The organism is Mesorhizobium sp. M0678, assembly GCF_040320505.1.
Taxonomy (GTDB): Bacteria; Pseudomonadota; Alphaproteobacteria; order Rhizobiales; family Rhizobiaceae; genus Mesorhizobium.
Window position 1 is genome coordinate 359410 of record NZ_JAMYPT010000004.1, and the last position, 13870, is coordinate 373279.

Annotated in this window: 13 protein-coding genes and 2 pseudogenes; 7 read left to right on the forward strand and 8 right to left on the reverse strand. The window is 60.6% G+C overall.

Annotation, left to right across the window (positions count from 1 at the left end; translation table 11 throughout):
• Nucleotides 1-24 precede the first annotated feature (24 nt).
• Nucleotides 25-243 (reverse strand): hypothetical protein, encoded by a 219-nt coding sequence (locus NKI29_RS10665; RefSeq protein ID WP_023676110.1) that lies wholly within the window; start codon nt 241-243, stop codon nt 25-27.
• A 145-nt stretch (nt 244-388) separates the two neighbouring features.
• Here NKI29_RS10665 and NKI29_RS10670 point away from each other — a divergent pair, with 145 nt between their 5' ends.
• Nucleotides 389-2689 (forward strand): FdhF/YdeP family oxidoreductase, encoded by a 2301-nt coding sequence (locus NKI29_RS10670; RefSeq protein ID WP_023676111.1) that lies wholly within the window; start codon nt 389-391, stop codon nt 2687-2689.
• Between the two features lie 67 nt (nt 2690-2756).
• Here the strand turns inward: NKI29_RS10670 and NKI29_RS10675 are convergent, their stop codons facing one another.
• Entirely contained in the window at nt 2757-3098 is a 342-nt protein-coding gene (locus NKI29_RS10675) for a response regulator (RefSeq protein ID WP_245274673.1), read from the reverse strand.
• Nucleotides 3099-3112: 14 nt separating this feature from the next.
• Complete coding sequence (locus NKI29_RS10680) at nt 3113-4894, reverse strand: chemotaxis protein CheB (protein ID WP_352569261.1); 1782 nt, start codon at nt 4892-4894, stop codon at nt 3113-3115.
• A gap of 450 nt (nt 4895-5344) precedes the next feature.
• Between NKI29_RS10680 and NKI29_RS10685 the strand changes: the two genes are divergently transcribed.
• Entirely contained in the window at nt 5345-5941 is a 597-nt protein-coding gene (locus NKI29_RS10685; protein WP_036238319.1) for a response regulator, read from the forward strand.
• Nucleotides 5942-6057: 116 nt separating this feature from the next.
• Nucleotides 6058-6765, forward strand: a pseudogene (tnpC, locus tag NKI29_RS10690) (IS66 family transposase); the annotation flags it as partial.
• A 117-nt stretch (nt 6766-6882) separates the two neighbouring features.
• Here tnpC and NKI29_RS10695 read toward each other — a convergent pair.
• The 3 genes from NKI29_RS10695 to NKI29_RS10705 form a co-directional block, all read right to left on the reverse strand.
• Complete coding sequence (locus NKI29_RS10695; protein ID WP_352569259.1) at nt 6883-7716, reverse strand: SDR family NAD(P)-dependent oxidoreductase; 834 nt, start codon at nt 7714-7716, stop codon at nt 6883-6885.
• Between the two features lie 68 nt (nt 7717-7784).
• Nucleotides 7785-8507 (reverse strand): SDR family oxidoreductase, encoded by a 723-nt coding sequence (locus tag NKI29_RS10700; RefSeq protein WP_352569258.1) that lies wholly within the window; start codon nt 8505-8507, stop codon nt 7785-7787.
• A 142-nt stretch (nt 8508-8649) separates the two neighbouring features.
• Complete coding sequence (locus tag NKI29_RS10705; protein ID WP_352755521.1) at nt 8650-9675, reverse strand: aldo/keto reductase; 1026 nt, start codon at nt 9673-9675, stop codon at nt 8650-8652.
• 329 nt (nt 9676-10004) lie between these two features.
• Between NKI29_RS10705 and NKI29_RS10710 the strand changes: the two genes are divergently transcribed.
• Nucleotides 10005-10901: a LysR substrate-binding domain-containing protein gene (locus NKI29_RS10710; RefSeq protein WP_023676118.1), complete on the forward strand. Its 897-nt coding sequence runs from the start codon at nt 10005-10007 to the stop codon at nt 10899-10901.
• Between the two features lie 205 nt (nt 10902-11106).
• Here the strand turns inward: NKI29_RS10710 and NKI29_RS10715 are convergent.
• Nucleotides 11107-11793: pseudogene (locus tag NKI29_RS10715) on the reverse strand (IS630 family transposase); the annotation flags it as partial.
• Nucleotides 11794-11839: 46 nt separating this feature from the next.
• On the opposite strand from NKI29_RS10715, the gene NKI29_RS10720 reads away from it, so the two are divergent.
• From NKI29_RS10720 to NKI29_RS10730, 3 genes are all read left to right on the forward strand, one after another.
• A complete protein-coding gene (locus NKI29_RS10720; protein ID WP_352579606.1) occupies nt 11840-12205 on the forward strand; it encodes a LexA family protein in 366 nt (121 codons plus the stop codon).
• The gene (nadE, locus tag NKI29_RS10725) at nt 12153-13007 is read left to right on the forward strand and encodes an NAD(+) synthase (RefSeq protein ID WP_352796189.1); all 855 of its coding nucleotides are present in this window, start codon (nt 12153-12155) and stop codon (nt 13005-13007) included. Before NKI29_RS10720 ends, nadE begins: the two co-directional genes overlap by 53 nt.
• Nucleotides 13008-13367: 360 nt before the next feature.
• Complete coding sequence (locus tag NKI29_RS10730) at nt 13368-13550, forward strand: hypothetical protein (RefSeq protein ID WP_352579605.1); 183 nt, start codon at nt 13368-13370, stop codon at nt 13548-13550.
• Between the two features lie 6 nt (nt 13551-13556).
• Here the strand turns inward: NKI29_RS10730 and NKI29_RS10735 are convergent, their stop codons facing one another.
• Nucleotides 13557-13829, reverse strand: coding sequence for a hypothetical protein (locus NKI29_RS10735; protein WP_023676123.1), 273 nt, complete (start codon nt 13827-13829; stop codon nt 13557-13559).
• Nucleotides 13830-13870 lie beyond the last annotated feature (41 nt).

Sequence of the window (13870 nt, forward strand, 5' to 3'; positions counted from 1 at the left end):
CTGAATTTCATTGCTGGCCCTACGTCATTGCTGGCCTGGCATTTCGGTATTTTCCTTGGGGTTCTTCTTGATGCCGGCGGCAGGCGAGGTATCGGCCGGAGCATTGCCACCCTGGTTCTGTTCAGGGGCTCTTTTGAGCGGCGAAGTCTGCCAGCCCATATCGCCGTACAAAAAGCCTATGAGAAGGCCGACGATGATGATGGCCGAAATCACCATCGCAATTAATGCATTACGTCGCTCCATTTTGCGCGGCTCCTTTCTTCGAGCCGAACAAACGATGGCGGAAATGGTTCCGGTTAGACGGACGGCGTGACGGTACGGACCCAGCCCGGAACATTCAGCCTCACCGCGGGTTCGTATGAGCGCTCTTCCACAGGGAGTGGCTTGCATGAGACCCGCCGTAACCGATCGCATCGAAACCAAGAAATACGACCACCCGACAGGCGGCTGGGGATCGCTGAGATCCTTGGTCCGCAAGGCGCGAGGCGAAGGCCTGCTATTGTCCGGGATATGGAGCACGCTGCTCAAGCAGAACAAGGCCGACGGCTATATGTGCATGTCTTGCTCATGGGCAAAGCCAGCCCAGCCGAGGCCTTTCGAATTCTGTGAAAACGGCGCCAAGGCGACGATGTGGGACCAGACCAAGCTGCGCTGCGAACCCGCTTTCTTCGCCGAGCATTCGGTGACGGAACTGCTCGATTGGCCGGACCACGATCTGGAAAAACAGGGCAGGCTAACAGAGCCCATGCGCTACAGTGCCGCCACCGACCGTTACGAGCCGGTCTCCTGGGACGATGCGTTCCGCGACATAGCTGCCGAACTGCGGCGGCTCGATCCCAAATCGGTAGTGTTCTACACGTCTGGCCGGGCCTCGCTCGAAGCCTCGTTCATGTACCAGCTTTTTGCACGAATCTATGGGTCTTCGAACCTGCCCGATTCGTCCAACATGTGTCATGAATCGACCTCGGTCGGCTTGCCGGAATCGATCGGCTCGCCGGTCGGGACCGTGCAGCTCGAAGACTTTGCGAAATGCGACATGATGTTCTTCTTCGGGCACAACACCGGGGTGACGGCGCCGCGCCTGCTGCATCCGCTGCAGGAGGCACGTCAACGCAACGTGCCCGTCTTCACCTTCAATCCCTTGCCCGAGCGGGGACTGAAACGCTTCAAGAACCCGCAAAACCCTGTCGACATGCTGTCGCCCGGGCCTGGCACCAAAATGTCCAGCGACTTCTTCCAGGTTCGTTCCGGCGGCGACATTGCTGCGATAACGGGCATCGCCAAAGCGTTGCAGGCGCTCGACGATGCCGCCCGCGAAAGCGGCAGGACGCGTGTCCTCGACACGGCTTTCATCGCCGAGCACACGCATGGCTTCGCCGAGTTCGAAGCCTTCCTGCGCAAAACCCAGTGGAGCGATATCGTCGCGCGATCCGGCATTGCGCAGACCGACCTGGAACATGTCGCCGAGGTCTACAGCCATGCCAACGCGGTGATCGGCAATTACGGCATGGGCCTGACCCAGCATCGGCACGGCACCGAGAACGTCCAGATGCTGTGCAACCTTTTGATGCTGCGCGGCAATATCGGAAAAGCCGGCGCCGGCATTTCGCCGCTGCGCGGGCATTCCAATGTCCAGGGGCAGCGCACCGTCGGCATATCGGAAAAACCCGAGCTCGTCCCGCTCGACAAGTTCGCCGAATTCTATGCCTTTGAACCGCCGCGCGAGAAAGGTCGCGATACGGTCGAAACCTGCGAAGGCGTCATCGACGGATCGGTCAAGGGCTTCGTCGGACTGGGCGGCAATTTCGTGCGGGCCGTTCCGGAAACCGGCCTGGTCGAAAAGGCCTGGCGTGGGCTCGACCTGCATGTCGAGATCGCGACCAAACTCAACCGCAGCCACCTGATCGCCGGGCGGACAACCTATTTGCTGCCTTGCCTGTCACGGCTGGAAAGAGATCATCAGGCAAGCGGCGACCAAAGGGTGTCGGTAGAGGATTCCACCGCCTGTATCCACGGCTCGTTCGGATCGCGACCTCCGGCTTCGCCGCATCTGCTTTCCGAGCCCAGGATCGTTGCCGAGCTTGCCAAGGCGACAGTGCCGGGCAGAAGTTCGATCCCATGGGACGAGTGGGTTGGGGATTATTCCCGCATCCGCGACGAAATCGAGCGCTGCTACCCCCAACATTTCCGCGACTTCAACGAGCGTTTCCTGACGCCCGGCGGCTTCCATCGCGACATCAAGGCGAGCAAGCGGGTGTGGGAGACGCCGAACAAGAAGGCCAACTTCAAGCTGCCAAGTGGCCTTGAAACCGATCCCGACATCGATGTCGCCGGCCGTGATGTGCTGACACTGATCACGGTGCGCTCCAACGACCAGTTCAACACGACCGTCTACGGCTACAACGACCGGCTGCGCGGCATCAGCGGCACACGCATGGTGCTGTTGATGAACGAGAAGGATATCCAGCGCCTCGGTTTGAGCGCCGGACAGGAAGTCGATCTCGAAGCCAATGCGCAGGACGGTGTGGAGCGCCGCGTGCACGGGCTGCGCGTTACACCTTACTCGGTGCCGGAGGGAAATTGTGCCGGTTACTACCCCGAGCTCAACCCGCTGGTTCCTTTGTGGCACAGAGCCGAGAAGGCTCATGTTCCGGCGGTCAAATCGGTACCGGTGCGGATATTGCCATAGGCGTTCGTCGTTCGCGGCAGGCACGCACCACGCCGATGTGACCTGGCGCGACTTTCAAATCGCGACCTCAGCCGGCTCGCGCGAGTTCATCCACGGCATTCAGGATCGCACTCTGGCTCGCCGGCTTCTGCACGATCCTGCAAGCGCGGAACCCGGCCGGAATTTCGCGTTCACCAAAGCCTGAGAGGAAGGCGAACGGAACACCACGCGTCCGCAACGCTTCCGCAATCGGATAGCTGGTTTCGTCGTTCAACTGGATATCCAGTAACGCCGCGTCGACGCCGCCTTCGCCAACGAGCCGGAGTGCCGCCGTCACCGACGAAACAGGTCCAACCACCTGATGGCCGGCTTTGCGTAGGTAAGCCGCCGCATCGTCGGCGATCAGCCATTCATCCTCGACGATCAGCACACGCACCTTTCCGGTCACGACGAGCCCTCGCGGGTCAGAGGAAATGCGATTTCCGCCTCCAAACCATTTGAGCGGAAACTTGTTTCAACTCTTCCGCCCAGCCTATAGCCGATTTCTCCGCGCAGAAGGGTAAGGCCGAAGCCGCTGTCGGTTGGCTCCTTGATGCGGGGGCCGCCCTTCTCGCGCCAGACGAGCTTGAAGGTTCCGTCGGCCACCGACCATTTGACAACTATCCGCCCGGCAGGTTTCGACAGTGCGCCATACTTGGCGGCATTCGTCGCCAGTTCATGGATGGCCATGCCGAAGGAAAGCCCTTGTGCCGGCTTGAGATTTACCCTCCTGCCATCGAGCTCAAACCGTTCGGGGCCGAAGGGATCGAGTTCCTGACGCAGCAGTTCCTCGACGGAGGCTTCCGTCCAGCTCTCGCGCGAGAGCAGACTATAGGCTCGTGACATTGCATGCAGGCGCCCGATCAAGGCTTCAGCGAACTCCTCTTTCGATGCCGAGTTTTCACGGGTCCGGTTGGTGATGCTGGCCACGACCGCCAGCATGTTCTTGACGCGATGGTTCAGCTCGGAGATGAGCACCTGCTGACGCTCTTCCGCCTGCGCCAGCGTCGTCACGTCGATCAAGGTCACGACGACGCCCTGGATGCCGCCGCCTTTGTCCCGGCACGGGTTGATGCGAACCAGGTAGAACCGGCCCTTGTCGTCGCGCGCAAGGTGATGGTTCAGGGTCTCTCCCGTCTCGAACACTGCCTCGATGTGAGGCTTCAGCTCGGGATAGTCGAGCTGGCTCGAAAGATCGGTCAGCGGCCGTCCGACATCGGATGGGTGCAGATTGAAGAAGGCCGATGCAGCGGGGGTAAAGGTCCGCACCACAAGGTTGCGGTCGAGGAAGATGGTTGCGATCTCTGTGCTTTCGAACAGGTTTCTGAGATCGCTGTTGGCGCGGTCGAGCTCCTCAATCTTGCTGGTCAGCTCCGCGTTGATGGTGCTGAGCTCTTCGTTGAGCGACTGCTTCTCCTCCTTCGAGGCCTCAAGCTCCTCATTAGTCGACTGCGCCTCTTCATTGGCGGAGAACGTCTTCGTCTTATAGCTGGAAAAGTCGTGACCGGAATGGCCGCGCAGAGTGGGGTCGATTTCATCGGCGGCCCGACCCATGTCAGCCTTGTGCTCGCCACCCCCCTCGGCCAGCCCGTTCAGCACATTGAAGCCGCGGCCAAACGCCTGAAGCTTTGCGCCGATCTCCTCGGCGGGCGCTGCGATATCGATCAGGCCGCTCGAAATCGCGCTTTGCGGCATGTCCGGGTTGCGCGCGCCGGAACCGTTGGAGGCTTGGGCAATCGTCAGTCCGCCATGTTCCTTGATCGCCCGGGCGCCCAGCGTGCCGTCCGAATCGCCCCCCGACAGGATGATGCCTATGGCGTACTCCCCTTGGTCCTCGGCCAGTGCACGGAAGAAGATGTCGATCGGTTTGCGCTCGCGGTTAAGCGTGTTCGGCCGGCGCAGCGAAAGCGCGCCCTTACGGATGGTGAGGACGACGTTTTGCGGCATCACATAGACTTGGTCGGGTTGGACCGCCATGCCCTCCTCGGCGACGATGACCGGCATGCCGGTGTAACGTGCGATAACGTCATGCAGCAGGCTTTCGCGCTCTGGGCTCAGATTAGTGACGACGACGAACGCCATGCCGGTGCCGCCGGTCAGTCCTTTGAACAGGCCCTCCATCGCGGGAATGCCGCCGGCCGATGCGCCGACGCCGACAATGGGAAATCTTCCGTTCTGGAACACCATGCCACGCCTCGGTAACAGCCGCGGCTGCGAAACCGCCAAATCGGACCTCAGACTAATGCATGTCGCGCAAAAGTGTGCAGCGGTTTTGCGATAACGAGATGAATAAAAACAACAGCCTAAAGCGCGTCGCATGAGGCCGGCAAAACGCGACGTGCTTTAGGACCGGACCGAGCCTCAGGCCAGTAAATAGTCCTCGAACGGAACAAAGCACCGCCGGTGGGCATTAACATCCGGTTTTCGAGGCGGTTCCAATGGCAAAACGACCACCTGAGATAAAGCCGGCAAAACAAATCTCGTTACGTTCGCCGGATCTGGCCAAGGTCCCGGTATCCGAAGAAATCCCGCCTCGTCTGCTCGCGCGCGCGGAACGGTTGCAAGAGGCTTTGTCCCGTCATTTTGTACAAGTCCGCGCCGACAGCCGTGACTCCCGCAGAAAGAAGGAACAAAGAGGTGCGCGACCTGCAAGGCTTGCATATCCTGATCGTCGAGGACGAATGGATGCTGGCGGGCGATCTTGCACGTTATTTCAGCAAGATGGGCGCCGTCGTGCTTGGCCCCGTGGCGACGGTCGAACAGGCGTCGAAGCATACCGATGAGGCGGAAGCCGCAATCCTGGACGTCAATCTCAATGGAAGACGGGTATTCCCGATCGCGGACGAACTGATGCGCCGCGGCGTGCCGTTCGTGTTTTTCAGCGGCGACGAAGACATCGTTATTCCTGAGCGCCTTCGGTATGCCAGCAGCCTCAGAAAATCCTCGGACGGCCAGGCTGTTTTCGATGCTCTCTTCCCCTCCGAGCCCAAAGCATCAAGCGGAAATCTGGCGACCGAGCCGTCAGACGACGTATTTTCCCTGCTGCCTAAGCTCAGGCTCGCAGCGCGTCTGCTGCTGGGAGACGTTGACGCTTCCGACCGGCTGGTCGAGCGGACGCTCGAGCAGGCGATCGGCGAGATCGACAGGAGACGATCCGGTTCCTCCACCGAGGACTGGCTTAACGGCATCATGCGAAACATCGTCAAGGCACGCGGAGCAAACCTGCTGCACTGACCATGCCCGCCGGCAACTAGTATCTCTGCACATGGATTATGACTCTTTGGCGGTTGGCTTTGGATAGGCCTTGGCCAATTTGAGGCGCGCCTGTTCGGTTGAGAACATCCAGTTGCGGCGGTGCTCCGCCTGGTGTGGCCTTCACCTACGCTCGGGGCATTCATGCCGAACGGATATTGCAGGGCTTCTCCGGCATCCTGCAGGTCGATGGCTATGCCGGATACAACAGACTGATCGCACCTGACCGTGTCGGCTCGGACATCCGGCTTGCCTATTGTTGGGCACACGCTCGCCGCAAGCTGGTGGAGATAACCCGCAACGGAGCAGCACCTATCGCCGAAGAGAGCGTCAAGCGGATCAGCGAACTGGGTCGGATCGAGGCCGAACTGCGTGGCCTTGATCCGGAGGCTCGCCTCGCCGGACGACAGGAACGATCAACACCACTGGTCACCGACATGCAGACCTGGTTCGTCCATCACCGCGCCCGTGTCGCGACCAAGTCTCCACTCGGCGAGGCCTTGGCGTACATCGCCAAATATTGGGATGGTTTGAAGCTCTTCCTGACCGACGGCCGCATCGAGATCGACAACAACAGCGTCGAGCGAACCATCCGGCCGATAGCCCTCAATCGCAAGAATGCACTCTTTGCGGGGCACGACGCTGGAGCCGAGAACTGGGCCACCATCGCATCGCTCATCGAGACCTGCAAACTCAACGCCGTCGATCCGCAGGCCTACCTGACCAATACGCTCACCGCCATCGTCAACGGTCACAAGCAGAGCCGGATCGATGAGCTGCTGCCTTGGGCTTACAAGGGGAAGTAATGTGGCCCCGAAGACTACAGTCGGCCCAAAGCGGACTTCGGAAGGTACGCAGATAGAGGATCGGCGAATGCCCCAAAGCCCGCACGCAGGGTGTGGACTCAGGGCGTTCCAGCGTCCTCAGTCTATGGCGAGAGAACTCGACAGTTCTCGGTACGCTTCGATCTGCTGCTGCAAGAGAGCAATCTTCTGCTCCGCCACCTGGATAGCGTCAGAGCCAGCGAGGAAGCGCCGTGGCAGTTCGTCCTGCTCAGCGAGCGTGATTAGAGCGCGTGCCAGCTTAGCGGGGTCACCGCCCTGCTTGCCGTTCTGGGACTTCCAGAAGGCAATCTGTGCCGTGCGTCGCTCGTGATAATCTTCGATCGCGATTTCCGCGTAACTGGTGGACTCCTCCGTCAGAAGCTCCGTGCGGAAAAAGCCTGGGTTGACGATCATCGTCTCGATGCCGAACGGACCGACTTCAGTCTGCAGCGCTTCCATCCAGCCATCGAGGCCAAACTTCGAAGCAGAGTAGGCTGTGCAGAATTCAAAGCCCATCAGACCTGCCGTCGAGGAGATCGAGACGATCTGGCCGGAGCGCTGCTTGCGCATGACCGGAAGGAACGCCCGCGTCACGATCATCGGACCGTCAAGGCTCGTGCTTAGCTGCAACTGCATCTGCTTGGGAGACAGTTCCTCGAAATACCCGGCGTAGAAGCTGGCCGCGTTGTTGACCAGCACGTCGATCCGTCCGAACCGCTCAAGGGTCGCCTGCGCGGCGGCGTCGGCGTCAGCGGCCTTGGTGACATCGAGTTTCACGACAAGAAGGTCGTCGGAAGCACCTAGAGCGTTCGCCACCTTGTCTGGATTACGGCCAGTCGCGACCACCTTGTGGCCGGCTGCCAGGGCCGCCTTGGCAATGTCCAGGCCGAGGCCACGTCCTGCCCCGGTGATGAACCACACTTTGTTACTCATCTCATGTGTCCTTTCATGTTGTCAGCCCTTCACCGATCTTGCGGCGCATGGGGCTGTAAGACAGTTGTTCACATCGCCTGCACGGTCGGGCGGACCAGGATCTCGTTGAGGGACGTCCGCTTCGGCCGGCTGAGAGCAAAGGCTATGATTTCGGCGATGTCCTGAGCCGGAATTGCAACATTGTCGCGGTAGTCCTGAGCAGACTTTTTGCTTTCCTCGTGTGTGATGTGGTCGGATAATTCTGTCGCCACCGCACCAGGCTCGATGACTATCACGCGGATGTCTGGCTGGAGTTCGACGCGAAGCGCCTCGGACCAGCCGTTGATCCCCCATTTGGTTGCCGAATAGGCAGCGAACCCGGCTGGAGCTACGCGACCTGCCACAGAAGAGATGTTCACCAGATCTCCCTTCTTGGCGCGGAGTTGGTCAAGGAAAACCTCAGTCACAGTCATGACACCCAGGAGATTGGTTTCGACCATCTGCCGATGCTCGGATCGCTTGGCCGATCCAAACGGCGCTGTGAGCATCACGCCTGCGTTGTTGACTAGAACATCGGCGCCGCCGAACTCCTGGACGCGCGCGGCGGCTCCAGCGATGGAGTCCCGGTCGGTCACGTCAGCCTGGATCGCGATAGCGCCTTCGCCGAGTTCGTCTGCGAGTGCCGCGACACGCTCGAGGCGCCGCCCTAGAAGGGCTACGCGATATCCTTCTGAAAGAAGCTCACGTGCCAGCGCCTCACCGATTCCGGAGGATGCACCAGTGATTACAGCGACCCGATTGTTGTTATTCATGGTAGTCCCCTTCGTTGTGCTCTCTGGCTGGCCCTACCGATCCGGAAAGACCGGAGCGAGGACCACAGAGGTGGCAGCGCCTCGGACAAGAAGCGCCGCCGGTACCCGGCTAGACTTCAGCCCGTCGGTTCTTGTGGGTTGGTCACCTGACCGGTGACATGCCGGTTCCGCCCTTGGAACTCGTTCCAAGTTTTGCGCCGGTATCGATCATCGCGAGCATTGGTGGGCTCAGACGCGCGCCCTGGACCGTGATCCGGGCAAAGCCGTCATCGATCTCCTTGACATCGGCCGCACTCAACTGGACCTGCAGCGCGTCCATGTTCTGGTCCATCTGGTCCTCCGTTATCGGGCCGGGAATGGGCACGATCCACGGCTTGCGGGCGAGCAACCAGGCAAGGGCGACCTGGCCGGGCGCAGCCTGATGACGTGCGCCTACACGCTGTAGCAGTTCGACCACCGGCCAGTTGGCGCGGCGGGCTTCAGGCGTGAAGCGCGGCAGGTTGGCCCGTAGGTCGGCAGGGCCATGCACGAACATGGGGGTGACAGTACCGGTCAGGTATCCCATGCCGAGCGGGCTCCATGGCACGAACCCGATGCCAAGCTCCTCGCAGGTCGCCAGAACCTCCACCTCCGGATCGCGGGTCCAGACAGAGTATTCATTCTGCACCGCCGTGACTGGCTGCACTTTGTGGGCGCGGCGGATGGTCGCTTCGCCTGCAGCGGACAGGCCGAAGTGGCGGACCTTGCCTTCACGGATCAATTCCTGCACCGCTCCGGCCACGTCTTCGATGGGCACGGTCGGATCGACACGGTGTTGGTATTGAAGATCAATGTAGTCCGTCTTCAAGCGGCGGAGCTGTTGCTCGGTCACCCGCTTGATATTGTCAGGGCGGCTGTTGACGCCTGTGACCTGGCCTTCGGGCGTGATGTCGAAGCCGAACTTGGTCGCGATGATCACCTGGTCGCGGATCGGCGAAAGCGCCTCGCCAACAATATCCTCGCCCAGGAAGGGTCCATAGACTTCAGCGACGTCGAAAAAGGTCACGCCCCGGTCATGCGCCGCCCGGATGATCCGCACGGCCTCCTGCCTGTTCGTGGGCGGGCTGTACATCCCGGCAAAGTTTTGGCAGCCCATCCCCATGGCAGAGACTTCCAGCGAGCCGAGCATGCGACGCTGAAGGTTCGATGACCTTGCACCTGTGGCTGCGGCACCCGATGTTGCCGTTTGAGCTCTCGACTCGGGAAAGAGGCAGCAGCGACGCTGCGGCGATGCCTAGCCCAGCGGCGAACAATTTACGGCGGCTTGGCATCTCGGGAGCGCCTGTTTCGAAATCGTCTGCATAGTTCTTCATGGTGCTGCACCTCCACTGGGTTTGATCAACCTCCGAAACACATCAGCGTTTGCGGCTGTGTCTTCGTGAGTGAGCGCAGAATACGATGGCCGTTCCTTTCAAAAAATGGCATTCGGGTTGATGCGACATTAACCAGAGGTTCATAATGGACAAGGATCAGCTTGATGGGCTTGTGGCGTTTGCGCTTGTCGCCGAGAAGCGGAACTTCACGGCGGCGGCAGAAGCACTCAGGGTTTCGCCGCCTGCGATAAGCAAGATGATCAGACACCTCGAAACTCGCCTGGGCGTCACCCTGCTTACAAGAACGACACGAGCTACGAGCTTGACCGAAGCCGGGGAGAAATTCCTGCAACAGGCGGGACCGGCGCTGGATGCGATCCTTTCCGCTATGAAGGACGCGGGAAGCGCAGCGGACAAGCCTGCCGGTCGTCTGCGCTTGAATGTCCCGCAGACCGTCTATCCGAACTTCCTTAGGCCGCTGATCGCGACCTTTATCGAAAAGTACCCGGATGTGACGGTTGAGATCTTCTTCGAGAACGCGGCCACCAACATATTCGAGCGCGGGTTTGATGCAGGAATACGGGTGTCGGACATCCTTGCCAAAGATGTCGTGGCGCTCAAACTCTTCGGTCCCGTCCGATGGGTTGTGGCTGCTGCACCGGCCTACCTTGACAAGCATGGGCACCCTGAACATCCAAAAGACCTGTTGGCCCATCCTTGCATCTGCGCGGGAGCTGGCAATCGTGTGTACGATCGGTGGGAGTTCGAGAGCGACGGCAAGGAATTTGAGGTTCAGGTAAAGGGGCCGCTGATCCTCAATGATGTTCTGCTGGCGATCGATGCGGCCGTCGACGGCTTAGGGGTCGTTTACAGCCCTGAAGAAGCGATCAGCGACAAGTTGACGAGCGGCAAGCTCGAAGTCGTTCTGGACCACTTCACCGGGACAAGCTCGGGTGTGTACCTCTACTACCCGCAGCGGTCTCAAGTTCACCCCAAACTGCGGGCCTTCATCGAACATCTCAAAGGCCTGGAGAAGAGGTAGCGCGAGCTTCCTATTGGACGCAGCTTTCGCGTCCCACAGAACCGCTGTCAACGCGAAGAATATTGACGGCCTTCGTCACCTTGGTGCTGCGGATCGCAATCCAACAACGTCCGCTGTTGGCGCATTTGTTGCCATCTCCGTCACAGCGGCAGTCTTCGAAACGGCACAACGGCGTCGTGGTCAAGGTGCGAGGCAAACAGCGCTTACGATGCGCGTCGAGGAAGACGAACAGGTTTGCGGTGCGGTTGCGTTTGTACTCGCAGTCGTAGCGCTCCAGCCTTCCCGGCGCGGCCGGGATTGGCTGACGCACCTCGCCGATGAGTTGGGTCGGGCTTTCGTCGAAGCACACCACCAGCCGCTTCGGGTCCGGTGCCTCGGCATAGAGGTCGAGCACATCCTCCATGCGCGCGACATACTCCGCGTCAACCTTTGGAATGCACCACATGTCCTTGCGCCACGGCTTGAGATCGTTCTCGGCCAGGCGCCGGCGCACCGTCTCGCGCGCCAGCTGTTCGTGCTCGGTCAGCTTGACGAACGCATCGGCCAGCAGATCCAGTGTCCAACAGGCCCGACCCGGCGGCGGACTGGAGCAGGCGGTGGCCACCAGCAGGGCTTCTTCCTTGCCCGTCAGCTTGCGTTGCGCGCCTGCGCGTGGCTCTTCGCTGAGCGCCGCCTCTAGGCCCATCTCCACGAAGCGGCGCTTGGTGCGGTAGACAGTGGAGCCGCCGACCGCCACCGTTGTGGCAATGGTCTCGTCACTGCGGGCGGCATCGGCAGCAAGCAGGATCTGCGCCCGCTTGAGCTTGCGCGCCGGATGCTTGCCGCCTGCCAGCATGGCTGTGAGTTCGTCGCGTTCGGGTTGGTCGAGATCGACGCGATAGCGTACATTCATCCCGGAAGGCCTCCTTCGGTTGCGGAGGTTCCGGAAGAATCAGAAAATGAATCAATTAGGTGACGGACGGCCGCCAGACCGACCCCGCTTCACCGAAAAGCAGGGCCAGTACCTCGCCTTCATCTGGACCTACGGCCTGCTCAACGATCGCGCGCCGGCCGAACGCGACATGCAGCGCTTCTTCGGCGTCACCGCACCTTCCGTCCATCAGATGGTGCTCGCCCTTGAGCGCGCTGGATTGATCCGCAGGCAACCCAGCCTCGCGCACAGCATTGAACTGCTCGTCAAACCCGATATCTTACCCAGGCTACAACCCATCGAACCCGTCATTGCTGTGATATCAGGAGCACCCACTGCCAATGACCGAACAGGAAATGATTATCAACGCGTTGGGTGTCGCTCCCAGTGTTGACGTCGCGCTGGAGGCACGCCGGCGTATCGACTTTCTCGGCACGTATCTGCGTGCATCGGGGCTCAGCACCTATGTACTGGGGATCAGCGGCGGGGTGGATTCACTTGCCGCGGCCCTTCTGGCTCAACGGGCCGTTGAGGAACTGCGAACGGCTGGATACGACGCCAAATTCCTGGCCGTTCGGCTCCCGTATGGCAACCAGGCCGACGAGAGCGACGCCCAGCGGGCTTTGGACACCATAGGGGCGGACGAAGTGCATCGGGTCGACATCAAGCCGGCTGCCGACGCAATGCTAGATTCGATCAAGCGGGCTGGTGTCGAGTTCGGCGACGCAGGCCGCGAGGATTTCTTGCTTGGCAACATCAAGGCGCGTCAGCGCATGATTGCCCAGTTCGCGCTCGCCGGCGCCAGCCGAGGACTGGTCATCGGCACCGACCATGCGGCCGAGGCACTGATGGGCTTCTTCACCAAGTTCGGCGACGGCGCCGCCGATATCCTTCCTCTTTCGGGGCTAAACAAACGCAGGGTGCGAGCCTTGGCCGCGCATCTGGGCGCTCCGCCCGAACTCGTCGACAAGATCCCGACCGCCGACCTGGAGAACCTTGTCCCGCTTCGTCCTGACGAAGATGCCCATGGCGTCACGTATGAACAGATCGACGATTTCCTCGAAGGCAAGGAAATCGACGAGGCCGCGCGGACGCGGATTCTTCATGTGCATTCCAGCACGGCACATAAGCGCGCGCTTCCGGTGACAGATTGCGCTAACACTCTCGCCATGACGGCATTGGCAATAGTTCCATGATACCGTTTCGTGGTCAGCACCTCGTGGAGATTGCTTCCGCCATGTTGGCAACCGCATCGACGAGCACTTTGACGGCATGAACAGCCGGACTCGATAATATTCCGCACTCGGGTTTGCTACCTTCGAGCGCCTGAGCAGGTTGGCCGATCCGACGTAGGCGGCGACGCCATCTGCAAGCACGATCCTCACGTGAAAGGGTTCTTGCGTGAGGTCGCCGCTGCCATAGTCGATGATGCGCGTCGTCGCCTTTTCCAGGCGAAGTCTAGCCTCGGCGCACCCCGAGAGTTGGGAGGCATCCCTTATGACGAGGACGCGCTCGATCGCTTCCGTCGTCTCGAATAGTTCTGCGGCCAACGCGACATGCAGCGCTTCTTCAGCGTCACCGCGCCTTCCGTCCATCAGATGGTGCTCACCCTCGAGCGGGTCGGATTGATCCGCAGGCAACCGGGCCTCGGCGCAGCATTTGAACTGCTCGTCAAACCCGATATCCTACCCAGGCTACAACCCATCGAACCCGTCGAATCCTCTGTGCAGGGGTACTAGACGATGTTAGCCTTTCCGGCTGCGCTCGACGAACTTGTTGAAGCGGCTAGTCTTTCCGCCGCTGGTCTCATCCTGGTAGAGGAACGCCAGTTCGTTCTCATCGAAGATCCTGAAGAACTCGTCCCATTCGACGGGCTCGAACGTCTCTTCAGGCTCGCCGAAGTCGATGCGCAGTATGCCGCCCTCGCCCTTGGTGCGCACCACCGCCGGCCGCCCGTCGCGATCCTCGGCCCAACGGCGGATTTCGTCGTGATCGGTGGTCGTCTTCGATTCAGACATCGCAATCTCCCTTCGATTCCACCGCAGACCGCGAGACCCCC